Origin of the sequence: Streptomyces jumonjinensis (assembly GCF_009600885.1) — a bacterium.
GTDB lineage: Bacteria > Actinomycetota > Actinomycetes > Streptomycetales > Streptomycetaceae > Streptomyces > Streptomyces jumonjinensis.
Genome location: NZ_VCLA01000153.1, coordinates 53,553 through 78,254, shown reverse-complemented (window position 1 = coordinate 78,254; position 24,702 = coordinate 53,553). Strand labels below are relative to the sequence as shown.

17 protein-coding genes and 1 pseudogene are annotated in these 24,702 nt (G+C 70.4%); 5 read left to right on the top strand and 13 right to left on the bottom strand.

The annotated features are described in order from the left end of the window. The coding region (locus FF041_RS20065; RefSeq protein WP_153524074.1) for a DUF4192 domain-containing protein at positions 1–958 on the bottom strand (958 nt) is incomplete at its 3' end. A 124-nt stretch (positions 959–1,082) separates the two neighbouring features. On the opposite strand from FF041_RS20065, the gene FF041_RS20060 reads away from it, so the two are divergent. Both FF041_RS20060 and FF041_RS20055 read left to right on the top strand, forming a co-directional pair. Beyond that, complete coding sequence (locus tag FF041_RS20060; protein WP_153524073.1) at positions 1,083–3,272, top strand: RecQ family ATP-dependent DNA helicase; 2,190 nt, start codon at positions 1,083–1,085, stop codon at positions 3,270–3,272. A 230-nt stretch (positions 3,273–3,502) separates the two neighbouring features. Further along, positions 3,503–4,132, top strand: coding sequence for a hypothetical protein (locus FF041_RS20055; RefSeq protein WP_323371635.1), 630 nt, complete (start codon positions 3,503–3,505; stop codon positions 4,130–4,132). 287 nt (positions 4,133–4,419) lie between these two features. On the opposite strand, the gene FF041_RS20050 is transcribed toward FF041_RS20055, so the two are convergent. The 5 genes from FF041_RS20050 to FF041_RS20030 form a co-directional block, all read right to left on the bottom strand. After that, a complete protein-coding gene (locus tag FF041_RS20050; protein ID WP_153483428.1) occupies positions 4,420–5,040 on the bottom strand; it encodes a hypothetical protein in 621 nt (206 codons plus the stop codon). Between the two features lie 82 nt (positions 5,041–5,122). Beyond that, positions 5,123–5,824, bottom strand: coding sequence for a ribonuclease HII (locus tag FF041_RS20045; protein ID WP_153483427.1), 702 nt, complete (start codon positions 5,822–5,824; stop codon positions 5,123–5,125). 582 nt (positions 5,825–6,406) lie between these two features. Next, complete coding sequence (locus FF041_RS20040) at positions 6,407–7,315, bottom strand: ADP-ribosylglycohydrolase family protein (protein ID WP_153524072.1); 909 nt, start codon at positions 7,313–7,315, stop codon at positions 6,407–6,409. A 12-nt stretch (positions 7,316–7,327) separates the two neighbouring features. Further along, positions 7,328–7,987, bottom strand: a complete 660-nt coding sequence (locus FF041_RS20035) for a histidine phosphatase family protein (RefSeq protein ID WP_153483425.1) — start codon at positions 7,985–7,987, stop codon at positions 7,328–7,330. A 134-nt stretch (positions 7,988–8,121) separates the two neighbouring features. After that, positions 8,122–8,727, bottom strand: coding sequence for a YdbC family protein (locus FF041_RS20030; RefSeq protein ID WP_323371633.1), 606 nt, complete (start codon positions 8,725–8,727; stop codon positions 8,122–8,124). A 219-nt stretch (positions 8,728–8,946) separates the two neighbouring features. Between FF041_RS20030 and FF041_RS20025 the strand changes: the two genes are divergently transcribed. Further along, positions 8,947–9,480: a TerD family protein gene (locus FF041_RS20025; protein ID WP_323392235.1), complete on the top strand. Its 534-nt coding sequence runs from the start codon at positions 8,947–8,949 to the stop codon at positions 9,478–9,480. Positions 9,481–9,685: 205 nt separating this feature from the next. On the opposite strand, the gene FF041_RS20020 is transcribed toward FF041_RS20025, so the two are convergent. Continuing rightward, positions 9,686–12,568 carry a vitamin B12-dependent ribonucleotide reductase gene (locus tag FF041_RS20020; protein WP_153524070.1) on the bottom strand — a complete coding sequence of 961 codons (2,883 nt, stop codon included), beginning with the start codon at positions 12,566–12,568 and terminating at the stop codon, positions 9,686–9,688. 171 nt (positions 12,569–12,739) lie between these two features. After that, positions 12,740–13,243 carry a transcriptional regulator NrdR gene (gene nrdR, locus FF041_RS20015; protein WP_153483422.1) on the bottom strand — a complete coding sequence of 168 codons (504 nt, stop codon included), beginning with the start codon at positions 13,241–13,243 and terminating at the stop codon, positions 12,740–12,742. 662 nt (positions 13,244–13,905) lie between these two features. Between nrdR and lexA the strand changes: the two genes are divergently transcribed. Continuing rightward, entirely contained in the window at positions 13,906–14,700 is a 795-nt protein-coding gene (gene lexA / locus FF041_RS20010) for a transcriptional repressor LexA (RefSeq protein ID WP_323371632.1), read from the top strand. Between the two features lie 184 nt (positions 14,701–14,884). Here lexA and FF041_RS20005 read toward each other — a convergent pair whose 3' ends face one another. The 4 genes from FF041_RS20005 to FF041_RS19990 all read right to left on the bottom strand — a co-directional run bounded on the left by FF041_RS20005 (position 14,885) and on the right by FF041_RS19990 (position 21,229). Continuing rightward, on the bottom strand, positions 14,885–16,855 hold the full coding sequence (locus FF041_RS20005; protein WP_153524069.1) for an ATP-dependent DNA helicase: 1,971 nt from the start codon (positions 16,853–16,855) through the stop codon (positions 14,885–14,887). A 173-nt stretch (positions 16,856–17,028) separates the two neighbouring features. Next, positions 17,029–17,820: a GNAT family N-acetyltransferase gene (locus FF041_RS20000; RefSeq protein WP_323392230.1), complete on the bottom strand. Its 792-nt coding sequence runs from the start codon at positions 17,818–17,820 to the stop codon at positions 17,029–17,031. Positions 17,821–17,916: 96 nt separating this feature from the next. Continuing rightward, complete coding sequence (locus FF041_RS19995; protein ID WP_323392228.1) at positions 17,917–19,836, bottom strand: IucA/IucC family protein; 1,920 nt, start codon at positions 19,834–19,836, stop codon at positions 17,917–17,919. 25 nt (positions 19,837–19,861) lie between these two features. Further along, on the bottom strand, positions 19,862–21,229 hold the full coding sequence (locus FF041_RS19990) for a diaminobutyrate--2-oxoglutarate transaminase family protein (protein WP_323392226.1): 1,368 nt from the start codon (positions 21,227–21,229) through the stop codon (positions 19,862–19,864). A gap of 451 nt (positions 21,230–21,680) precedes the next feature. On the opposite strand from FF041_RS19990, the pseudogene FF041_RS19985 reads away from it, so the two are divergent. Further along, positions 21,681–22,855: pseudogene (locus FF041_RS19985) on the top strand (trypsin-like serine peptidase). Positions 22,856–22,977: 122 nt separating this feature from the next. Here the strand turns inward: FF041_RS19985 and hflX are convergent. Beyond that, complete coding sequence (gene hflX, locus FF041_RS19980; RefSeq protein WP_153524065.1) at positions 22,978–24,468, bottom strand: GTPase HflX; 1,491 nt, start codon at positions 24,466–24,468, stop codon at positions 22,978–22,980. Positions 24,469–24,702 lie beyond the last annotated feature (234 nt).

Below are 24,702 nucleotides of genomic sequence, written 5' to 3'. Positions count from 1 at the left end.
CCGCCAGGGTGAGCGGGGCCGCGGCATGCTCCGCGTAGGGACCGACGCAGCGGCGCGACAGCGCCCGCCAGAGCCGCAGCGCGGTCTCCGCCTCGGGGCCTTCCATCCATTCCGCGCCCCGGTCCCTGGTCTGCCGGTCCTGCAGTCCGAGAATCACGGCGGCGGCCTCGTCATGGGTGATGAGCAGGTCGTCAGCCCGGTCCGCCGCTAACCGGTCCGGTCCGCTCGGCGCTCCGGCGAACCGCGCCATCAGGGCATGGGCCAACGCGATGGTCTCCTCCGCGACCCGCCGCCGTCCCTCCCGGTCCAGGATCCTGGGCACCACGGCCGCGGCTACCCGGTCCAACGCCTTTCTCTGATCCCCCGCCGCCGGTGACGTCAGCGGCTCGAAACGGGCTTCCATGTCCCGCAGCGACCCCCGCACCTGGACTCCGGCGTACGCGGCAGCCGCGGCCATCACCGAGGTGCCGGAAACGGCCAGCGCGTTCCCCTCCGCCGGACAGCACCGTTCGTCGGGACAGCAGTAGGACCAGAAACGGCCGCCGGAGATGCACAGCGCCTCGTACACGGGCACATCGAGCGCGCCGCACTCGGCGCGCAGTCGTTGCGCGAAAGGGCGCAGCCGCTCCATCACGCGGCGAGGGCTCTCGCCGTCCGCGGGGTCCTGGCAGAGGAAGAGAACGATGCCGTCGGGCCGCTTGCTCCGCCGCCCGCCGCCCTCGATCAGGCACTGAGCGAGTTGCCGGGCGACGGGCGGCCACTCATTGGGCGAGTGGGGGATACCGAGCCTGACCCGTCCGCCGAACCTGCCTCGGCTGCCGTGCAGCGCGACCATCACCACGGAATCCGTGGGGTGGTAGCCCAGCATGTACGGCAGGGCGTCAGCCAGTTCGGCAGGGCCGCGCAGGGTGACCTGGTGGTCTTCGGTGTGTCCGGTGGGTTCGTGGTGCTTGTTCATGGCATTGACGGTCTCGCGATCTCTCCGACTCCGCGACCCCTGTGGATAACTCCCTCTCCGAGAGTTATCCACAGGTGCACCGGTCCGTTCGCGCTTTGTCGGCGCCATCGGGTTGCATGGGGGCATGACCAACGCAGATCTCACGGATCCAGCGGCCCCTTCGGACCTCAGAGCAGCGGCTGACGCCGTCCTGGCCCGTCTGGTGTCGGACAGCAGCGGCAGAGCGCGGCTGCGCGAAGACCAGTGGCGGGCGATCGAGGCCCTGGTGGCCGACAAGCGCCGAGCGCTGGTCGTGCAGCGGACCGGCTGGGGTAAATCCGCCGTGTACTTCGTCGCGACCGCGCTGCTGCGCCGCGGCGGCGGTGGCCCCACTGTGATCGTCTCTCCACTGCTCGCGCTCATGCGCAATCAGGTGGAGGCGGCGGCCCGGGCCGGGATCCATGCCCGGACCATCAATTCCTCCAACATGGAGGAGTGGGACACGATCCGCGCCGAGGTGGCCGCGGGCGAAGTGGACGTGCTGCTGGTCAGCCCCGAGCGGCTGAACAACCCGGACTTCCGCGATCAGGTGCTGCCCGAGCTGGCGGCTGCCACCGGCCTGCTGGTGGTGGACGAGGCGCACTGCATCTCCGACTGGGGCCATGACTTCCGCCCCGACTACCGCCGGCTGCGCACCATGCTGGCCGAGCTGCCCCCCGACGTCCCGGTGCTGGCGACCACCGCGACGGCCAATGCCCGGGTGACAGCGGACGTCGCCGAACAGCTGGGCACGGGCGCGGGCACCGACGCGCTGGTGCTGCGCGGTCCGCTCGACCGGGAGAGCCTGAGCCTCGGAGTGCTCCAGCTGCCCGACGCGGCCACCCGGCTGGCCTGGCTCGCCGACCATCTCGGCGAGCTGCCCGGCTCCGGCATCGTCTACACCCTCACGGTCGCGGCGGCCGAGGAGGTGACGGCGTATCTGCGGCAGTGCGGTCACGCGGTCGCGTCCTACACCGGCCGCACGGAGAACGCGGACCGTCAGCAGGCGGAGGAGGATCTCCTCGGCAACCGCGTCAAGGCATTGGTCGCCACCTCCGCGCTGGGCATGGGATTCGACAAGCCCGACCTCGGCTTCGTCGTCCACCTCGGCTCTCCCTCCTCCCCCATCGCCTACTACCAGCAGGTGGGCCGGGCCGGGCGTGGTGTGGAGCACGCGGAGGTGCTGCTGCTGCCGGGCCGGGAGGACGAAGCGATCTGGCAGTACTTCGCCTCGGTGGCCTTCCCTCCCGAGGAGATGGTGCGGCGGACTCTCGATGTGCTGGCGCATGCGGAGCGTCCGCTCTCGCTGCCCGCGCTCGAACCGCTGGTGGAGCTGCGGCGCACCCGTCTGGAGACCATGCTCAAGGTGCTCGATGTGGACGGCGCGGTGCGCCGGGTGAAGGGCGGCTGGACGGCCACGGGTCAAGCCTGGTCGTACGACGCGGAGCGGTATGCGTGGGTCGCCCGGCAGCGGGAGGCGGAGCAGCGGGCGATGCGGGAGTACGCCCGGACCACCGGCTGCCGGATGGAGTTCCTGCGACGGCAGCTGGACGACGGGGAGGCCGCCCCCTGCGGCCGGTGTGACAACTGCGCGGGCGGCAGGTTCAGCGAGAAGGTCTCCGACTCCGCCCTGGACGCGGCGCGTGGGGAGCTGAGCCGGCCGGGTGTGGAGGTGGAGCCGCGCAAGATGTGGCCGACCGGTCTCGCGGCGGTGGGCATCAGCCTCAAGGGCCGTATCCCGGAGGGTGAGCAGGCGTTCACGGGCCGGGCGCTCGGCCGGCTGTCCGACATCGGCTGGGGCAACCGGCTGCGGCCGATGCTGGCGGCGCAGGCCACAGACGGCCCCGTGCCGGACGATGTGACGGACGCGGTGGTGTCCGTGCTCGCCGACTGGGCCAGGGGGCCCGGCGGCTGGGCCTCCGGAGCGCCGGAGGCTCCCGCCCGCCCGGTCGGTGTCGTCACCGTCGCCTCACGGAGCCGGCCGCTGCTGGTCGGATCGCTGGGAGCCCGGATCGCCGAGGTCGGCAGGATGCCGCTGCTGGGCTCGGTGGAGTACCCGCCCGACGCCCTGGAGGCCCGGATCTCGCGGACCAACAGCGCCCAGCGGGTACGCGCTCTGCACGAGACGCTGACGGTTCCGGCCCCGTTGGCCGAGGCTCTGGCGACGGCGGGCGGACCGGTCCTGCTGGTCGATGATCTTTCGGACAGCGGATGGACGCTGGCGGTCGCGGCGCGGCTGCTGCGCAGAGCCGGCGCTCAGGGGGTGTTCCCGCTGGTTCTCGCGGTTCAGGGGTGATGGCCGGGCTGTGACGGGAGGGCGTGCCGAGGGCTCTGAGGGAAGGGATATCCGAGTCATACCCACCGATTCCCGCCGGTGACGTCAAATTGCTCGTTGCCGCATGCCGACAGGGCAGCAAGAATTGGAACGCTCCCCGCACGGCCCGTTCGCGGTCCGCAAGGGCTGTGTCGCGGCGCGCCCTCACCCGACCCTGCCCGCACTGTGGGCGCGTATGCGAAGGGAGGACTGTGACCTTCGGATTCGCGTCGTCCGCAGCCACCTCGATCAACAACGCGGCGAACGCCGCCAGCCGCCTCGCCAGGATGCTGGAGCCTGCCGAGTGGGCCGCAGCGGGAATCCCCCTGCTGCGCAACCCCCGAGAGGTCGTCAGCGGGCTGCACTCCCGTCACCGGCCCACCCCGACGACGGCGGTCGTCGCGGTGCTCGACCCCGAGGAACGCCTCGCGGCCAGCGCCTCGTTCGCCCGGCGCTCCGCTCCCGCCGACGGCTGGGAGTTCCGCAACGCGCTGCTCGCACATCTGCGCCGGGTGATCCCGCACGATCTCCGTCGCCGCACTCCGGTGCGTACGGCCGTGCTGCTCTACTGCCGCGAGGGCGACGAACGGTGGACCGAGGAAGACGGCGCCTGGATGTGGGGGCTGCGGGACGCGTGCACGCTCCACGGGCTGCGCTGCGGCGCGTACATCACGCTCACCCGCGGCGGCTGGCAGGTACTGGGCGAGGGACGAGGCGGCCGGCAGCCCAATCTGCTGTCGTCCCCCGGCGATCTCGCCGAGGCGACCGCCGGGGCCGAACCGCTGGAGCTCCGTACGGCCAGCGGCGCCCCGGAGGCCCTGCGCCGCACAGCGGCCCGCTGACGTCCCCCGGACTCACTGGCCTGGCAGATCCCCCCGGCGGGGCTCCCGGTCGACGCTTCCTCCACAGGGGCCGCCGGCGTCTCCTCCGGTGCCGGATCCCTCCGCGGCGGCGCCCCGTCGAAGAGGGACGGCCCCGCCGCAGGTGCTCCATCGAGCTGTCACCCGGATTCGCGCGCAGGACGCGGTGCCCGCTGTGCCATGTCTCCGACCGCCCGCCGTACGGGCGGCCGGAGCACTGCCGGCCCGGGGCCCGGACCGGGGCCCGGACCGGTGCGCAGCCGTACGGCTCAGACGCTGACGCCGAGCGCGGTGTTGATCCGCTTGGGATCGCCGCACACGATCAACAGCGCCGCCGCCTTCGCACGCGCCAGGGGCAGAGCACGGGCGGCGTCGTCATCGGTGCCGCCGTCGAGGGCGACGACGACCACGGGCCGGGACGAAGCCCGGTCCGCCGCTGCGGCGTCCGCGTAGAAGACGTCGTCACCGGCGTCGTGCAGCGCCCAGTAGGCGGCTTCGCCGAAGGACAGCTCATGCGCCGCCCACGGATGCTGCTCACCGATGGTGAGAACCAGGACATCGCCGGGCGCACGGCCGGTGTCGAGCAGCAGATCCACCGCCTCGTCGGCGGCGTCGAGCGCGCCTCCGGCAGGGGCGGGAATCACCTGAATCTGCGGCTGGGAACGATTCTTCTCCGGGGCGGCCGACGGCTGCCCCGCAGAGAGGTTCGTACGCTGCGCCGGGGGCGCGGGCCGGGCGGCGACGGGCCCCGGGCTGCCGGGACGCGGTGCGGCCGCGGAACGCGGACCGGGTACGGGACGAGGGGTCGGCGCGGTACGGCCGGTGGCCGGAGTGACGCGGGGACCCTGGGCACTCTCGTGAATCTGAGGCTCCTCGGGAATGAGAGGCATGGGTGGATGTCTATCAAATGCCGGTTCGAACGGCATAGGCGGGTGGGCACCTGAGTGCGACTGCCCTGTCAGCAGGGCCGGTTCAGAAATCGAAGCCGAGCTGGCCCCCACTCTCCAGTTCTGCCGCATCGGCGGGGATCCGAACCTTCTTGAGGTGCCGCCACCGGGGCAGCGCGTCGAGATAGGCCCAGGAGAGCCGGTGGTAGGGCGTGGGGCCCCGTTCCGCCAGGACGGCCTTGTGCACGGGCGAGGGGTAGCCGGCGTTGGCGGCGAAGGCGAAGTCGGCGTACTCCCCCGGAAGTTCGGCCATCATCGCGTCCCGGCGCACCTTGGCGATCACCGAGGCGGCGGCGACCGCGACACAGGCCCGGTCCCCCTTGATGACCGTACGGACCCGCCAGGGGGCGCCGAGGTAGTCGTGCTTGCCGTCGAGGATGACGGCCTCCGGGCGCACCGGGAGGGCCTCCAGCGCGCGGACGGCGGCGAGGCGCAGAGCCGCGGTCATCCCGAGCTGATCGATCTCCTCGGGCGAGGCGTGCCCGAGAGCGTGTGCCGTGACCCACTTCTCCAGCTCTACGGCCAGCTCCTCTCGGCGCTTGGGACTGAGCAGTTTGGAGTCGGTGAGACCGACGGGTGGTCTGCGCAGTCCGGTGATCGCGGCGCACACCGTGACGGGACCGGCCCACGCCCCGCGTCCGACCTCGTCGACTCCGGCGATGATCTTGGCGCCGGTGGTGGCCCGGATCGAGCGCTCGACTGTGTGGGTGGGTGGTTCGTACGGCATGGCGTCAGCAAGCGTACGCCGCCGTACCCCACAGACGGCAACCGGATTCCCGTCCCTTCTCGCGGCATGCCCCCGCGCCCCCTCATGCCCCACCGTCCGGGCAGCCGCGACCGTCCGCCTCCAGGGTCCGGCGCCGGGCGTCGGCAAGACCCTGAGGAGAGTCCGCACGACGCTGTCCGGCCCCCTGCCGCCAGCCCGTTCCTTGATCGATCACCTCTGCGGCAATCGCTCGCCCATTCGCTTTCGCACACCCCGGAGGGGTAGGCGGGCAGCCCGCCCGCGCAGCGAACGCCTGCGCAAGGAACGCCCGCACCGGAAGCCCCACCCCTCCCGTCCGCCGTCGCCCCGTCGCCAGAAGGGGAGCCTGATGGGCACCCGGTCCTAGCCGACCCCGACGGTGCCTTGCGGCCCGGCTCGTTCATGAGCTGGACGCGCGAGCCGGACATCGCATGCAGAACGAGCTGGACATCGCATGCAGAAACTGAACATCGCATGCGGAAAGCAGCGAACACGCGGCCTACCGGGGTATCGGAAGCGGCCCCGGTCCGATGCCCCTGGAACGGCTTCCCCGGCCGCGATGCCTCAGTCTCCGGACCCCGGGATCCATCCCGGCAGGTCCTCGGTGCGCTCGGTCCAGAGGGCCGGCGGCTGTCCGGCGCCCCCCGCGGCGACCACCCCGCAGACGATCGCGCAGGTGGTGTCCACGTCGCCGCCCACCTGCGCGGTCGTCCAGAAGGCACGCTCGAAGTCACCGAGCGAGCGGGCCGCCGACCACAGTGCGAACGGCACCGTGTCATGCGCGCTGGTGCGCCGTCCGCTGCCGAGGACGGCGGCCACCGTCTGCGCGTCGTCGTAGTCGAGCATGTCCCGGGCACGGCGCAGACCGGCCGCCACCGCGCTGCGCGGCACCAGTGCGATCACGCCGTCGAGAAGCTCTGTGGGGCTCGGCGGCCCGGCGGGACGGGCCGCGATCGCCGCGGCTGCGGCCACCGCCATCGCACCGACGACGGCCTCACGATGCTGATGTGTGGTGTACGAGGAGATCTCGGCCTGGTGGGTGGCCTGCTCCGGGTCATCGGCGTACCACGCGCCGAGGGGGGCGATGCGCATGGCGGATCCATTACCCCACGAACCCTGGCCGTTGAACAGAGCGGCGGCGAGTTCACGCCAGTCACCGCCCTCACGGATCAGCCGGAGCATACGGTTGACCGCGGGACCGTAGCCGCGATCGAAGTCGTGGTGGTCGGCGAAGGAGCGGGCGAGCGCGTCCTGGTCCACCCGGCCGTGGTCCAGGAGCACGGCCAGCACCGAGCAGGCCATCTCGGTGTCATCGGTCCACTGCCATGCGCCCGGCGGCAGCTCACGCCGCTTCAGAAGAGGGTGATTCGACGGTACGAAGAACTGGGAGCCCAGGGCGTCTCCCACGGACAGTCCGCGCAGGCTGTCCAGGGCGCGTGCACCGCGCCGGCCGTCTGAGGAGTCAGCGATCATCTTCCTGCCACTCTATCCGGTGACGCCGTACGGTTCGGGGGTCCGCCATCGCTCGAAGGGCCGGTCGAGGACGTACCGCCCGTCCGCGCCGAGCTCCAGCACCCGCGTCTCACCGTTGCCCGGATTGGAGAGCGACTCGAATTCCGCGACAGTCCAGTGGAACCAGCGCATACAGAACAGCCGCATGGTCAGCCCATGGGTCACCAGCAGCACATTGACCGGGTGATCGGACGACTCGAAACTGCGGTGCAGACTCTCCAGGAACGCGCCGACCCGGTCGTACACATCCGCGCCCGACTCCCCCTGGGCGAACCGATAGAAGAAATGCCCATAGGCGTCCCGGTATGCCTTCTGAAGCCGTACGTCGTCGCGGTCCTGCCAGTTCCCCCAGTCCTGCTCGCGCAGCCGCGGCTCCTCCCTCACCCGTACCTGCCCGGGGTCGAGCCCCAACGCCCGGAAGGTCTCATGGGTGCGCCGGTAGGGCGAGACATAGACGCTGACGCTCTCGTGTCCGAAAAGCTCACGCAGCCGCGCCCCGGCCTCCTCGGCCTGTGCCAGCCCGGCGGCGGTCAGCCGCAGCGCATGGTCGGGCTCGCGTTCGTACACCGTGTCATCGGCGTTCCCCTCCGACTCGCCGTGTCGGACGAGGACGATACGTCGCGGTCGTGCCATGCTCCGACCCTAGATCCGCGCCCGCCCGCCCGGGCAGTCGGGCCGAGTCCATCCGGCGTATCCGGACGGTGACGTACGGCATACGGCCCGGCGGCCCGGGGCGAGCGAGTCGACCCCCACACAGCGCACGGCCCTCACACGGTCCACGATGGTTCCAGCTGGACCACGTCTCCGGAGAGCGCCGCGACATCCGCCTCCGTCTGGGCGCGCAGCAGCAGCCGTTCCACCCGCTCCCGGCGGTATTTGCCGTGCTCCGCCTCGGACCGCCACATCGACATCACCAGAAACTCGTTCTCCGAGGCCTCGCCGAAGAGTCCGCGCACCATCCCGGGAGATCCGGCCATCGCCGGGTTCCACACCTTCTCCTGCATCAGCGCGTAGTGCTCCACCCGGTCCTCCCGGACCTTGCAGTGCGCCACCCGCACCACATCGACACCGGTGAACCTCGGCTCGAAGCCCGTTTTCACATCGAAGCGGTGGTCGAACAGCTTGACGCGCGGATCGCGGTAGGTTCCCGACTGTCCGGCCGCCAGCCGGTCGTGGGAGCGCGCCATGAACGAGTCGTAGAACGCGCGGCTCTCCCAGAAGGCGAAGACATGGGCGATCTCGGGGCGTCCCCTGCTCCACCCTCCACCCTGCCCCCGGAATCCCGGCTCACCCAGCAGCCCCGCCCACTTCCGCTGTCCCCGCTCGAACCCACGACGGTCCACCACGGTGCAGCGAATCCACTTGACCAGCACCGCGCCATCGTACGGCCCGCTTCACCGTCCGGGACCGCGCTCCCGGCGAGCGCGCTCCGTCCGCTTCAGCCGTGCCCGAACGAAGCGGTAAACGGATCGGTAGCGGAACCTCCGGCGCCGGGAGCGGCGTACAGCTGCCAATCGCTCGCCGTGACCCGCGTCGAGCCGATACGGTCAATCGACGGAGAACTACAGGCGGTTACGGGGAAGGGATAGATGGTGAGCAGCCTTAACAAGGGCGTCAGCAAGGTCGCGGTGAACCTCCGATGGGATCCGAGCCCTATGGGCGCGGTGCCCCATGATCTCGACATAGTCGCGGCGACCTATCCGGCGGCCTCGCCCGGTGGCGATCCGGCGTATGTCGTCCACTTCGACAGCCGGTCCCCCGACGGCACGATCACGCTGACCCGGGACAGCAGGACCGGCCAGGGCTTCGGCTCCGACGAGATCATGACCCTGGAGCTGGATCGGCTCGCGGCGGTGTACGGGCGGGTCGTGGTGGGCGTCGCCATCCAGCAGCGCGACGGCCGCCGGGTGTTCGGCGAGGTGGCGAAGACGCTGGTCACCGTCGTCGAAGGCCACACCGAGCTGTGGAGGAGCGACTTCTCCCCGGTCGCCGGGGCCACAGCCGCCGTCGTCGCGGAGTTCGTCCGCAACGAAAGAGGGGTCTGGGAGTACCGGGAGACCATCCGCGGCTTCGAGACCGATCCGCAGCCCTTTGTCTCGCTGATGGGTCTCACCGATGAGAGGTGACTGATCCGGCGGACAGGGCCCGGCGGACATCGCGGCGGCACGGAAGGCGGCGGCACGGAAGACCGCCATGGTTCGCCGGAACGGGAGAAGGGCGCCGACCAGATGGCCGGCGCCCCTTGGCTCCCAGCGCGCTCACGCGCTGTGGTTCAGCCCCGGAAGATGCCCGGGAAGGTGCCTGAGAGGGCACCCGGGAAGGTGCCCGGGATCAGCTGCAACCGCTGGTGGACCCGCAGCCTTCGCAGATGTAGCAGGACCCGGCCCGCTGCATCTTGGTGCCGCACGAGAAGCAGAGCGGAGCGTCGGCGCTGATGCCGAGCTGCATCTCCACCAGTTCCGCGGAGGTGTGCGCCTGCTTCGGCTCCGGGTCGGCCGCCTGCGCGGTGGCGACCGTGGTCAGCTCCTGCTGGCGCGGAGCGGACTGGGCGAGACCCTCGACGTCCAGCTCGTCGTCGGCCGGCTCATAGGAACCGGTGTCCAGGTGCCGCTGACGCTCCTCGGCCGAGTGGATGCCGAGCGCCGAGCGGGTCTCGAAGGGCAAGAAGTCGAGCGCCAGACGACGGAAGATGTAGTCGACGATCGACTGCGCCATCCGTACATCGGGGTCGTCCGTCATACCGGCCGGCTCGAAGCGCATATTCGTGAACTTCGAGACGTAGGTCTCCAGCGGAACGCCGTACTGCAGACCGACCGAGACGGCGATCGAGAACGCGTCCATCATGCCCGCGAGGGTGGAACCCTGCTTGGACATCTTCAGGAAGACCTCGCCGAGACCGTCGTCGGGGTAGGAGTTGGCGGTCATATAACCCTCGGCGCCGCCGACGGTGAAGGAGGTGGTGATGCCGGGACGGCCCTTGGGCAGACGCTTGCGGACCGGCCGGTACTCGACGACCTTCTCGACCGCGGCCCGGATGGCGCCCTCGGTCTTCTCGGTGATCTCGGCCTTCTCCTTCTCCTTCGTCTTCGCGGAGAGGGGCTGGCCCACCTTGCAGTTGTCGCGGTAGATCGCGAGCGCCTTGACGCCCATCTTCCACGCCTCGAAGTAGATCTCCTCGACCTCTTCGACGGTCGCCGACTCCGGCATGTTGACCGTCTTGGAGAGCGCGCCGGAGATCCACGGCTGGATGGCCGCCATCATGCGGACATGGCCCATCGCGGAGATGGAGCGCTCACCCATGGCGCAGTCGAAGACCTCGTAGTGCTCGGTCTTCAGACCGGGGGCGTCGATCACATTGCCGTGGTCGGCGATGTGGGCGACGATCGCCTCGATCTGCTCGGGCTGGTAGCCGAGGCGGCGCAGCGCCTGCGGAACCGTGCCGTTGACGATCTGCATCGAGCCGCCGCCGACCAGCTTCTTGAACTTGACCAGGGCGAGGTCGGGCTCCAGGCCGGTGGTGTCACAGGACATCGCGAGACCGATGGTGCCGGTGGGGGCGATGACGGACGCCTGCGCGTTGCGGAAGCCGTTCTTCTCGCCGAGGTGCACCACGTCCTGCCAGGCCTCCGTGGCGGCGGCCCAGATCCGGGTGTCCAGGTCGTCGACGCGGACGGCCTTGGCGTTGGCGTCGGCGTGCTGCCGCATGACGCCGTTGTGGGGAGCGGCGTTGCGGGCGTAACCGTCGTACGGGCCGACGACCGCGGCCAGCTCGGCGGAGCGCTTGTAGGACGTACCGGTCATCAGGGAGCTGATGGCACCGGCGAGGGCACGGCCGCCGTCGCTGTCGTACGCGTGGCCCGTGGCCATCAGCAGGGCGCCCAGGTTGGCGTAGCCGATGCCCAGCTGGCGGAAGGCGCGGGTGTTCTCACCGATCTTCTGGGTGGGGAAGTCGGCGAAGCAGATCGAGATGTCCATCGCGGTGATGACCAGCTCGACGACCTTGGCGAAGCGCTCGACCTCGAAGGACTGGTTGCCCTCGCCGTCGTCCTTCAGGAACTTCATCAGGTTCAGCGAGGCGAGGTTGCAGGACGTGTTGTCCAGGTGCATGTACTCGCTGCACGGGTTCGAGCCGTTGATCCGGCCGGACTCGGGGCAGGTGTGCCAGTGGTTGATGGTGTCGTCGTACTGGATCCCGGGGTCGGCGCAGGCCCCCGCGGCCTCGGCCATCTTGCGGAAGAGCGACTTGGCGTCGACCTCCTCGATGACCTCGCCGGTCATCCGGGACCGCAGGCCGAACGTCGAGCCGGACTCGACGGCCTTCATGAACTCGTCGTTGACCCGGACCGAGTTGTTGGCGTTCTGGTACTGGACGGACGTGATGTCGTCGCCGCCCAGATCCATGTCGAAGCCCGCGTCCCGCAGGGCGCGGATCTTCTCCTCCTCCTTCACCTTGGTCTCGATGAAGCTCTCGATGTCGGGGTGGTCGACGTCGAGGATGACCATCTTGGCGGCCCGGCGGGTGGCGCCGCCGGACTTGATGGTTCCGGCGGAGGCGTCGGCTCCACGCATAAAGGAGACCGGACCGGAGGCGTTGCCGCCGGAGGAGAGCAGTTCCTTGGAGGAGCGGATCCGGGAGAGGTTCAGTCCCGCGCCCGAGCCGCCCTTGAAGATCATGCCCTCTTCCTTGTACCAGTCGAGGATCGACTCCATGGAGTCGTCGACGGACAGGATGAAGCAGGCGGAGACCTGCTGCGGCTGGGGCGTGCCGACGTTGAACCACACCGGCGAGTTGAAGCTGAAGATCTGGTGCAGGAGCGCATAGGCCAGCTCATGCTCGAAGATCTCGGCGTCGGCGGGCGAGGCGAAGTACTTGTACTCCTCACCGGCCTTCCGGTACGTCTTCACGATCCGGTCGATCAGCTGCTTGAGACCGGTTTCACGCTGGGGGGTGCCGACAGCCCCGCGGAAGTACTTGCTGGTGACGATGTTGACCGCGTTCACCGACCAGAAGTCGGGAAACTCGACGCCACGCTGCTCGAAGTTGATCGAGCCGTCGCGCCAATTGGTCATGACGACGTCACGGCGCTCCCAGACCACCTCGTCGTACGGGTGCACGCCGGGGGTGGTGTGGATGCGCTCGATACGCAAGCCCTTGGTGGCCTTGGGTCCCTTGGTGCGGGACCCTCGTGCCGGGCCGCTCGTCGTCTCTGTCATGCCGCCTCCCATATACGGGCAAAAACGCCCTGAAGTGCCCAGATCTTCCCAGGGCACAGGTTTCGTGTGATGCCGCAGACGCCCCTCAGCGCCCGTGACGGATCTTGTTGCCGCCCTACTGCGAACCGGTTGACCGGTCGCGCGGGCCCGAGCCGCTCGGCTCGGCGGCGCTCAGTCGGCGGCGGTGACGGGAACGGGGACCTCGACGGCCCCGCCCCCCTGCGTGGGCGGCCGTGGCTCGCGGAGCTCCGCGATGGCCGCCTCGAAGTCCTCAAGCGAGTCGAACGCCCGGTACACGGACGCGAAGCGCAGGTAGGCGACGAGGTCGAGCTCCTGCAAAGGGCCGAGTATGGCCAGACCCACATCGTGGGTGGTCAGCTCAGCGCTGCCGGTGGCGCGCACCGCTTCCTCGACCCGCTGGCCGAGCTGAGCGAGAGCGTCCTCGGTGACCGGCCGCCCCTGACACGCCTTACGCACCCCGGAAATGACCTTGATGCGGCTGAAGGGTTCGGTCACGCCGCTGCGCTTGATCACCATCAGCGAGGCGGTTTCCACCGTCGTGAACCGGCGAGAGCAGTCGGGGCACTGACGGCGGCGTCGGATCGACGTTCCGTCGTCGGTGGTGCGGCTGTCGACGACCCGGCTGTCGGGGTGCCTGCAGAAGGGGCAGTGCATGGATCCCAACCCTCCTTACATGGCACGACTGAATCACCTCGGCGGGCCTGTCAGGCCCTTCGAAGCAGCCCCCAGCATAGGCGATGGCCATGCCCCTCAAAGACCAGGGACCACAACTTCTGGGTGGCACGCCCAATCCAACCACTACATCTGGGGTTGGACCGCGTTTCGACCCCTAGAGCGTGTCGTGTGACGAGGGACGATCGCACAGGGCGTACGGGCGGTGACGCCACGGCACCGCGACCGGGCCGCCGCCCCGTCCGCGCGACCGCTCCGCCGGCTCGCGAGCGCGCGCCGCCGGAGCGCCGGGGACCGGCCATGAGAGTACGGGAAGTCGACGGCTCGGGGCATTCCGGGTCCGCGCTCCCGGCATTCCGGCTCACCGAATGCGAAACTGAGGGCGACCCCGCCCCACCCGGAAAGAGCGGGGAGGGCTACCGTGATTAGTGGAATGGTCTTACGGTTACGGGTCGGCGCCGCCCCGGCGGCATTACCCGGCGGGCCGTCCGGCAATTGCCCGGAGATACGAGCATCCGCGCATACACCCAATCACGCGTTCACGTAAGGCAATCTCCAATTTTTCACTCGAACGTGTGTTTGGCGCAACCTTTCGAAACCAACTACCGTTGTCCAGCTAGGGAGACCATTCGAGAGGGGCCGACGTGACCACCACCACTGACAGTGCCACCATCACTGCCCAGGACCGCTCCCAGAACCGATTCGAACCGGTGCATGCCATGACTGACGCAGTCGCGAACCCGGAGGGCACAGATCCCTCCAGGGCCGGGCGTTCCCTGCCCGGGCGACCTCCGGGAATCAGGGCGGACAGTTCCGGGCTCACGGATCGGCAGCGGCGCGTCATCGAGGTGATCCGCGACTCCGTACAGCGCCGGGGCTACCCGCCGTCGATGCGGGAGATCGGCCAGGCCGTCGGGTTGTCGAGCACCTCCTCCGTCGCCCACCAGCTGATGGCACTCGAACGCAAGGGTTTCCTGCGCCGCGACCCCCACCGCCCCCGGGCCTATGAGGTACGCGCCTCCGACCAGGCCAGCAGCCAGCCCACGGACACCACCGGCAAGCCCGCCGCCTCCTATGTCCCGCTGGTCGGGCGCATCGCGGCCGGCGGCCCCATCCTCGCCGAGGAATCCGTCGAGGACGTCTTCCCCCTCCCCCGCCAGCTGGTCGGCGACGGCGAGCTGTTCGTGCTCAAGGTCGTCGGCGACTCCATGATCGAAGCGGCGATCTGCGACGGCGACTGGGTGACCGTGCGCCGCCAGCCCGTCGCGGAGAACGGAGACATCGTGGCGGCGATGCTGGACGGCGAAGCCACCGTGAAGCGCTTCAAGCGGGAGAACGGCCATGTCTGGCTCCTCCCGCACAATGCGTCGTATCAGCCGATCCCCGGCGACGACGCGACCATCCTCGGCAAGGTGGTGGCGGTACTGCGGCGGGTGTGAGACACCCCGCCGCCCCAGACCGGCCCCGGGACCCACTGCGCCGGTCCCGGGGCCCTGCCGTACCACCTCGGCAGCGCCCCGGACAGCTACCGCCCCGCTGCCCCGGACAGCTACCACCTCGCTCTCAAGCGACACTCATAGCTCAAGGAAACACGAGTAGCTCAAGGCACACGAGCCGGATCGCCTACCGGCCGTCCGCCTTCGCCGCCGCGTCGATCGCCGCCAGGGAGCGACGCACCTGATTACGGTCGGTCGTGTACCAGAAGTCCGGCAGCGACGCCCGCAGAAAACTGCCGTACCGCGCATTGGCCAGCCGGGGATCCAGCACCGCCACCACACCCCGGTCACCGGTGGCCCGCACCAGACGACCCGCGCCCTGGGCCATCAGCAGCGCCGCATGCGTGGCCGCCACCGCCATGAAGCCATTGCCGCCCGCCTCCTCCACGGCCTTCTGGCGGGCGCTCATCAGCGGATCGTCCGGCCTGGGGAAGGGAATGCGGTCCATCACCACCAGCTGACAGCTGGGGCCCGGCACATCCACTCCCTGCCACAGGGAGAGCGTGCCGAAGAGACAGGTCTCCGCATCCGCCGCGAACGACTTGATCAGCTCGCCGAGCGTCTCCTCGCCCTGGAGCAGAATCGGCTTGTCCAGCCTGCCGCGCAGCTCCTCCGCCGCCGCCTGGGCGGCCCTCATCGAAGAGAACAATCCGAGCGTACGACCGCCGGAGGCCTCCACCAGCTCGGCGAGTTCGTCCATCATGTCCCCTCGCGAGCCCTCTCGGCCCGGGGTCGCCAGATGGCGGGCCACATAGAGGATGTCCTGCTTGGGGTAGTCGAACGGCGAGCCGACGTCGAGGCCCTTCCACTGCGGTACGTCATCGCCGCCGGTCCCCTCGGGAGAGAGGCCCAGGGAAGCGCCGACCCCGTTGAAGTCACCGCCGAGCTTGAGGGTGGCGGAGGTCAGCACGACCGAGCGGTCGGTGAAGAGCTTCTCGCGCAGCAGCCCGGAGACGGTCATCGGCGCGACCCGCAGTGAGGCGCCGAAGCGGTCATGGCGCTCGTACCAGACCACGTCGTACTCGGACCCCTGGGTGATCCGCTCCGCGACGTCGTGCACATTCTCCACAGAGGCCAGGGCCTGCTTGCGTACGGCGTCCTCGTCCTGGACGGATCTGTCACGGGCGGAGCCCAGGGCGGAGATCACCGTGCGCGCCGCGTCACGCAGAGCGATGAGGGCGTAGCCGAGATCCTCGGGGACTTCCTCCAGCCGGCCGGGAAGGGCCAGCTCCATCAGCCGCTCGAACCCCTCGGCGGCGGTCTGGAGCGAGTCCCCCACCTTCTCGTCGACGAACTTGGCCGCACGGCGTACGGCCCGGTTGACCTGGCCGGGGGTGAGTTCGCCCGTGGCAGCGCCGGTGACCCTGGAGACCAGCTCATGGGCCTCGTCGATGATCAAGACCTCATGCGGCGGAAGCACCGGGGCGCCCTCGATCGCGTCGATCGCGAGCAGGGCGTGATTGGTCACGACGACATCGGAGAGCTTGGCGCGCTCCCTGGCCATCTCGGCGAAGCACTCCGCCCCGTACGCGCACTTGCTCGCCCCCAGACATTCCCGGGACGAGACGGAGACCTGGGCCCAGGCCCGATCGGAGACGCCCGGGGTCAGCGCGTCCCGGTCTCCCGTCTCCGTCTCATCGGCCCAGTCGCGCATCCGCAGCAGATCCTGGCCCAGTTTGCTGGTGGGGGTCGCGGACTCGAAGGGATCGAAGAGGCCCTCCTCCTCGTCCTGCGGCGCCCCCTCGTGCAGCCGGTGAAGGCAGAGATAGTTCGACCGCCCCTTGAGCATGGCGAACTCCGGACGGCGGCGGAGCAGTGGATGCAGCGCGTCGACCGTGCGCGGCAGATCCCGCTCCACCAGCTGGCGCTGGAGGGCGAGCGTCGCCGTGGCGATCACCACCGTCTCCCCGTGGGCCACCGACGGCACCAGATAGCCGAGGGACTTTCCGGTACCGGTGCCGGCCTGGACGAGCAGATGCGACCCGTCGTCGACAGCCTCGGCGACGGCTTCGGCCATGGCAGTCTGACCAGGCCTTTCCATACCGCCGACGGCGGAGACTGCGGCATGGAGGAGTTCGGGGAGGGATGGTTTCGTCATAGGCCGACCACCCTACGGCTCACCGCTGACAATCCGATCCGATCGCGCCAGAATCCGCTCGGGCGAGGATGGCGGCAGCCCAGGCCCTACACCCGATCGGGTGAATTCGGGGCCGGGGGCCGCCGGCGCGGAACCCACCCCGGCGCTGAAGCGTATGCAGGGGGACGGGTCATTCACAGTACGTTCCGAAGAGCGCGGTCACGGATCATGAGGGCGGCGCGCTTACCGGGAAGTTCCGCTTCGGAGGAGAAGCGGAAGCCTCCGCTGAGGAAAGCGGAGACGGACGGGGTGTTGCGCAGATCGGGTTCCGCGATCACGCGCGAGCAGCGGGGGCGGTTGTCGAGCACCAGATCGGCGACGGCTCTGAGCAGGGTGGAGCCGATGCCCCGGCCGCGGTCGGCGACCGTGCCGATCAGTACGTGAACGCCTGTGTCGTGAGGGCGAGCGGGGTAGTGGCGTGCGAGCGGGTCGAGATCGGCCCGGTAGATCTCGAAGTAGCTCATGGGGACGGAGCCGAGCACGCCGAGGCAGGGAATGCTGCGGCCGTCGCCGTCGGCCTGGGCGCGCAGATGGGCGGCGGTGACGGACGCGGGGCCGCCCAGTTTCCAGAAGGGGGTTACGGCGGGGTCGTTCATCCAGTGGCTGATCAGCGCCAGATCGCGGTCGATCCGGGTGGGAACGAGTCGGAAGGAGCCTTCCGTGGTGCTGGTGGGGCCCCATGCGGCGAGGTCGTCCAGGAGCTGGCCCCGGGCGAGCGCATCGGGGGCCGGGGGGTGGTCGGGCCGGTCCGGCTCCCGGAACAGAGTGAGGAGGTCGTCCGGGAGTCCGAGCTCCAGGGTGTCCTCGGTGCCTTCGGCGCTTCCGGCGGCTTCGGTGCCTCCGACGGCTTCGTCCCGGGGGGTGTCGGTGCTCCCCGTGAGCCGGTCGGCGGGACCGGCTCCAGCGCTCGCGTCGGTGGGAGGCACGGTGGCGCTCTCCTCTCTCATTCGGTCGGGGGCTCATGGAGGGGTGGTGGCGGCGGAGGGACCGGGATCCCGGCCAGGAGGGGGGGACCGGGCGGCTCAGCGGTGCAGGGGGTTGGCGACGGTGACATAGACGGACTGGGTCTCCACCGGGCCGATGAGCTCGTCGAGCCCGCGCAGCCGGGTGAGCAGATTGGCCTTGGCCCGCAGGGTGGGGGACTCCAGGAGCTGTACGGGCAGCGGTGAGCCCAGAGAGACGGTGGAGGTGAGGAATCGCCGGAAGGCGGCGAGGAGTACGCGCTCGTCCGCCAGGCGCTGTGAGCCGAAGGCTCCGATCAGGCCGATGACGTTGTTGATCCCGAGGTAGTAGGCGAAGCGCTCGTCGGCGACGGCGTCGGGGACGAAGGTGTCGCTGAGTGAGCCGATGCCGGGAAGGCGGTTCCTGAGTCCGGCGCGGTGGGACTCGCGGAAGTAGTAGCCCTGGTTGTCGCGGTAGCGGCCGCCGACGGGCCAGCCATGGGCGTCGAGGACGACCAGGGTGTTCTGCTGATGCGCTTCCAGGGCGATGCCCGCGGTCGCGTCCAGCCAGAGCACGGGCCGGATCACCTGGGTGAGATAGCGCAGAAACCACTCGGTCGCGACGGCTCCGGTCGGCCGGCCGGTTCGCGCGACCAGCTGGGCCACGATTCCAGCGAGGCGGGAGCGCATACCGGGGCCTCCGGGGTGCGGCCGGAGCGCGGTGAGCGAGGCGACGCAGACCACGTCGTCCTCGGGACGGAAGGGGTTGTGACGCAACAGGACGTCGAGTCCGGGCACCGGTTCGCCGTGGGCCGTGTCGCCGGCCGTGGTGTCGACGGCGAGCCAGGCGGGGTCGCGCACGATGTCGAAGCTGGGATGGGCCGCGTGCCATTGCCCGGCGAGGCCGGAGCGGAGCAGTCGGTGGACTTCGACGCCCCGGTGCAGTTCCTTGCGGAGGTTCTCACGGCGGGAGTTGGTGATGTGCAGGCCGAGGGAGAGTTTGAGCATGACCGGGGCGCCGGGACGGTAGACGGTCCGCACCGACGAGGTGGGGTGCCAGACCTCCCCGTGCGGGCCGAGGTCGTGCAGCAGACCGGCTTCGATGAGAGAGGCGACAGCGGGGCGGTGACGGAGTTCGCGGGCCTGCCAGGGATGCAGGGGGAGGGCGACGGTGTGATCGGGTAGCGGCAGATCCCCGCAGAGCCGGGCGGTGAGGCGCTCGGCGGGCAGCGGGCGGTGGTGTTCGGTCCATGCGGAGTCCGTGGCGATGACGGACCGGTCGACGGCCATCCAGTGCAGGGGGAAGGAGCCGTGGAGCTCCGGCGAGTAGAGCCGGTTCTCGCTTTCGGAGAGCCCTTCGCGGCTCTTGGGCGTCGGGTGCAGCGGATGCCCGAGTACGAGGGCCTGCTCGGCGGTGAGGAAGAGGTCCGCTCCAGGGGCGGCACCGGGGCGGGCCCGGCGTTCGGCGAGATAGCCGGCCGTGCGGCGTACCGAATCGGCGACCCGGCCCACCAGGTCGGTGCCGGGGGTGGCGCCCGTTTCCCGGCCGAGGAGGGCCGCGACGTTCACGGCGTCGGCGGTGGGGGCGTCGTGGTGTCCTTCCAGGACGGGTGGGGCGAAGCGGTGCCATCCGCTGGGTGACCAGTAGCGGACCGGCGCCAGGAGGGCGGTTCCGCTGGCGGGGAGGGGGATGCGCAGCGCCGGGCCTGCGGGCCGCCCGATCCCCCTCTCCCGTACCCAGCAGCGCAGCAGATTCTCGACGGCCGCCGCGTCCGCCGCACGGTGGGGGTCGGGGTGGTCGAGCGGGTCGGCCGCCGGGGGCCGCGCTGAGGCGTGGGCCCGCTGACGCGGGGCGCCACCGCCGCCCGAAGGCTGGTGAGGCGATGCGGGAGATGCGGGAGATTCCGGCGTGCCCGCGGGCGGAGCGGGCGTTGTGGCTCGGGGGTGGGCGGCGGGGCTGTCGGCGACCTCGGGGGCACCGGTTGCGGGGACGGGGTTCACGGGGAGGGTCCTCGGGTCGGTCCGGTCAGTGGGGCTGTACGCCGACGCCTCCCCGCCGGGCGGAGCGTTCGGCCGCCACCATGGCGTCGGCGAAGCGGTCGAGGACGGCCACGGCCTGCTCATCGGTGAGTGTGAGAGGAGGGAGGAGCCGTACGACGGCGGAGTGACGGCCGCCGAGTTCGATGATGAGTCCGCGGTTGAGGCACTCCTGCCGGACCGCGGCGGCGAGTTCGGGTGCGGGGGGCGCGGTGTCGCCGGTGGCGGCGTCGGGCGCGACGAGTTCGACGCCGATCATCAGGCCCCGGCCCCGTACGTCTCCGACGCAGGGGTGCGCGCGGGCCAGTGCCCGCAGACCGGCCAGCATCCGGGCGCCGAGGGTCCTCGCCCGCTCGGCGAGGCGGTTCTCGCGGACGAAGGCGAGAGTGGCCGCTCCGGCGGCCATGGCGAGCTGATTGCCGCGGAAGGTCCCGGCGTGCGCGCCGGGCTGCCAGGCGTCGAGTCCGGAGCGGTAGACGATCACAGCCAGGGGAAGGGAGCCGCCGATCGCCTTGGAGAGGACCATCACATCGGGCACGATCCCGCTGTGCTCCACCGCCCAGAAGGCCCCGGTCCGCCCGACGCCCGTCTGGACCTCGTCGGCGATCAGGGGGATCGAGCGGGCCGCCGTGATCTCCCGCATTCTGCGCATCCATGAGTCGGGCGCCGGGATCACACCGCCCTCCCCCTGGACGGGTTCGAGCATCATGGCGGCCGGGGCGGCGACTCCGCTCTTGGGATCGTCGAGGAGGCTCTCGGTCCAGCGCGCGCCCAGTTCGGCGCCGCGCTCGCCGCCGACGCCGAAAGGACAGCGGTAGCTCCGTGGGAACGGCAGCCGGGTCACCCGGACTTCGGTCGCTCCGCCGGAAGCGTCGAGGGCCCCGGCCGTCATACCGTGGTAAGCGCCGGTGAAGGCGAGCAGTCCGCTCCGTCCGGTCGCGGTGCGGACGAGTTTGATGGCCGCCTCGACGGCGTCGGTGCCCGCGGGCCCGCAGAACTGGATGCGTGCGTCCCGGGCGAACTCCTCGGGGAGCGTGGCATAGAGCTCGGTGATGAACGCGTCCTTGACCGGGGTGGCGAGATCGAGGACATGGAGGGGGGCTCCCGAGTCGATGACCTTCTTGATCGCTTCGAGGACGACCGGGTGGTTGTGTCCGAGCGCCAGCGTGCCCGCTCCGGAGAGGCAGTCCAGATAGCGGCGGCCGTCAGCGCCCTCGATGGTGAGTCCCCGCGCCCGTACCGGGACGATGGGCAGGGAGCGGGCGTAGGTACGAGCCGAGGACTCGCGCAGCGACTGGCGACGCAGGATCCCCTCGTGCACGGCCGATGGCGCGGGGGCGGGTTGGGTCATGGCCACGGCTGTCGGTCCTCCGGCGTCGCTCAGGTGCGGTCACGGGCGCGTCTCGTATCGGTACAGGATCCGGCCGCTGCCCGATCGGGCTGAACGCTCGCGGCGTTCAGCCCGTATCCCCGTGTGTACCAACGACGCCATGGGCCGGGGATCACGGGCAGTCCGGAGATCCTTGCGGTGGCGGAACCATGAAGCCTCCGTGTGCCGTCCCCATCGGCACCGGTGGCGGGCGGGGGCCGGTTTCCGGTGAGGGGGACGCCTTGTAGGGTTCCCGGCGGTTCCGAAAGTTCCCGGTTCAACGGCTCGACGGCTCGACGGCTCGACGGCTCGACGGCCGGATTGTCCGTCGCTCACATGTTCAGCGTTCGAACGGTCTGATGCGTGAGGCGTCCGGCGCCGGGCATCGGCTCCACGGTTCACCAGCACGGAAATACCGAAGTCCCAGGGGGATCACGACATGCGACCCATTCGCCCGGCTATGGCAGCGGCCTCCATCGCCGCCGTGCTCGCGCTGGCTGCCACCGCCTGCGGTCAGAGCGAGGAGAACGGGGGCGACAAGGCGAATGCCTCGGCCGAGCAGGGCACGGAGCGGAGGATCGCCATCCCGCAGGAGCTGAAGGACCGGCTCAAGGAACACGGGATCGACGTGGACAAGTGGCGGAACGGCGCATGGAAGGACTGGGACGGGGAGAAGTGGCTCCGTGAGGCCCAGGACTTCGTCAACCCGATCATCGAGGACCTCTGGGACCCGGACCGGATGCGCGAGGCGGAGACGCCCCCGGCCCAGCCCGTCGACCGGGGCATATCCGGCGACGAAGGCGTCACCGACCCCGCCCCCGCCCCGGTCGACGCAGAAGCCGTGCGGGCCCCCTACCGCGCGAACGCGCCCGAGGCCGGAAAGGTGTTCTTCGACGGCCCCGAGGGGTCCATGGTCTGCTCCGCCACCGTGGTCGAGGACCCGGCCAACCCGGGCAAGTCCAACATGGTGTGGACCGCGGGCCACTGCGTCCACGCGGGCAAGAAGGGCGGCTGGTACCGCAATATCGCCTTCGTCCCCTCGTACAACGACAGCGCACGGCCCACCGCCGAGCTGGAGAGCGCGCCGAAGGCAGAGGTCGCTCCGCACGGTGTGTGGTGGGGCGACTGGGTGAAGACCTCCGAGCAATGGATCGGCCAGGGCGCCAAGACCGGCGGCCAGGGCGCTCCTTACGACTTCGCGGTGATCCATGTCACCCCGGAGAAGGGCGGTACGGAGAAGTCGCTGGAGGAGACGGTCGGTTCGGCCCTTCCGGTCGACTTCGACGCACCCGCCGCGCCGCAGATCGCACAGCTGACGGCGACCGGCTACCCCGCCGGGGCGCCGTTCGACGGCGAGCGGATGTTCGGGTGCGCGGACCGGCCCGGACGGCCTCCGTGCAGTCCGACGAACCGACGATGTACCGCATCGGCTGCACCATGACCGGCGGTTCATCCGGCGGCGGCTGGGTGGCCGAGGGCCCGGACGGCGAGCCCGCCCTGATCTCCAACACCTCGATCGGCCCGGTCTCGGCCGGGTGGCTGGCCGGCCCCCGCCTCGGCGTCGAGGCCAAGGCCGTCTACGACGCTGTCAGTCGGAAATTCGCCGGGGAGTAGCACCACCGCGGACGCGTGAGAGGTCCCCGCGCGGACGGCATGACGGTCGCACCGCGGACAGCGTGAGGGCCCGCACCCCTGCCGGGGTGCGGGCCCTCACGCTCTGTCCGAGCCGAGCACGGTCAGTGAGCCGCCGGCACATACGGTGCGAGCAGCGCGGCCAGCTCCTCATGGACCCTCGCCTTGAGCAAGGTGCCCTCGATGGTGTGCTCCTCGGAGAGGACCTCGCCATCGGCATGCACCCTGGCCACCAGACCGCCCTGGGTGTACGGCAGCAGGGCCTCGATCTCGACCGCCGGCCTGGGCAGCTCGGCGTCGACGAGCGCGAGCAGCTCCTCGATGCCCAAGCCGGTACGGGCCGAGACCGCGATCGCGTGCCGCTCGATGCGCAGCAGACGCTGCAACACCAGCGGATCAGCCGCGTCCGCCTTGTTGATCACCACGATCTCGGGCACATCGATCGCACCCACATCGCGGATCACCTCACGCACGGCGGCCAGCTGCTCCTCCGGCGCGGGGTGCGATCCGTCCACCACATGCAGGATCAGATCGGAGTCCCCGACCTCCTCCATGGTGGAGCGGAACGCCTCGACGAGGTGGTGCGGCAGATGCCGGACGAACCCGACGGTGTCCGCGAGCGTATAGAGCCGGCCGCTCGGCGTCTCGGCCCGGCGGACCGTCGGGTCCAGGGTGGCGAACAGAGAGTTCTCCACCAGGACGCCGGCGCCCGTGAGCCGGTTGAGCAGCGAGGACTTTCCGGCGTTGGTGTAACCGGCGATCGCGACCGAGGGGACCTTGTTACGGCGGCGCTCCTGTCGCTTGATCTCACGGCCGGTCTTCATCTCCGCGATCTCCCGGCGCATCTTCGCCATCTTCTCGCGGATCCGCCGCCGGTCAGTCTCGATCTTGGTCTCACCGGGGCCTCGGGTGGCCATGCCGCCACCGCCGCCGCCGCCCATCTGCCGGGAGAGCGACTGTCCCCAGCCGCGCAGCCTCGGCAGCATGTACTGCATCTGCGCCAGCGCGACCTGGGCCTTGCCCTCGCGCGACTTGGCGTGCTGGGCGAAGATGTCGAGGATCAGGGCGGTCCGGTCGACCACCTTGACCTTGACGACGTCCTCAAGGTGGATGAGCTGGCCGGGGCTCAGCTCACCGTCGCAGACGACCGTGTCGGCGCCGGATTCGAGCACGATGTCCCGCAGCTCCTGCGCCTTGCCCGAGCCGATGTAGGTGGCCGGGTCGGGCTTGTCGCGGCGCTGGATGACGCCGTCGAGCACCAGCGCGCCCGCGGTCTCCGCGAGCGCCGCGAGCTCCGCGAGCGAGTTCTCCGCGTCGGTCGCCGTCCCCGAGGTCCAGACGCCGACCAGCACCACGCGCTCCAGGCGCAGCTGCCGGTACTCGACCTCGGTGACGTCCTCAAGCTCGGTGGAGAGGCCCGCCACACGCCGCAGCGCGGCCCGCTCGGCGCGGTCGAGCTGCTCGCCGTCCCGGTCTCCGTCGATCTCGTGGCTCCAGGCGACGTCCTCTTCCATCAGGGCATCGGCCCGAAGGCTCTCGGTGCGCGTCTCCGCGAAGCTCTGCTCGTCCTGGGAAGGGGATGAAGAGGAGGTCATTGGATCCTTACGTCGATGGGAAATTCCATGGTCATGCCGGACGCTGTCCGGTACGGCCCTCATCGGTGACAACGCGTGACGGGCCCGGATGATTCCCGTTCGGATGACGAGCGGGAGGCCCGGCCTCGGCGGCGGCGCCGACCTGTTGATGGTCGCACGCCGCCCCCGGGACCGTCACCCGGGTTTCCCGGGCCCGTAGGCGCTGTCAGCTGGCCGGCGGGCCTGGCTCAGCGG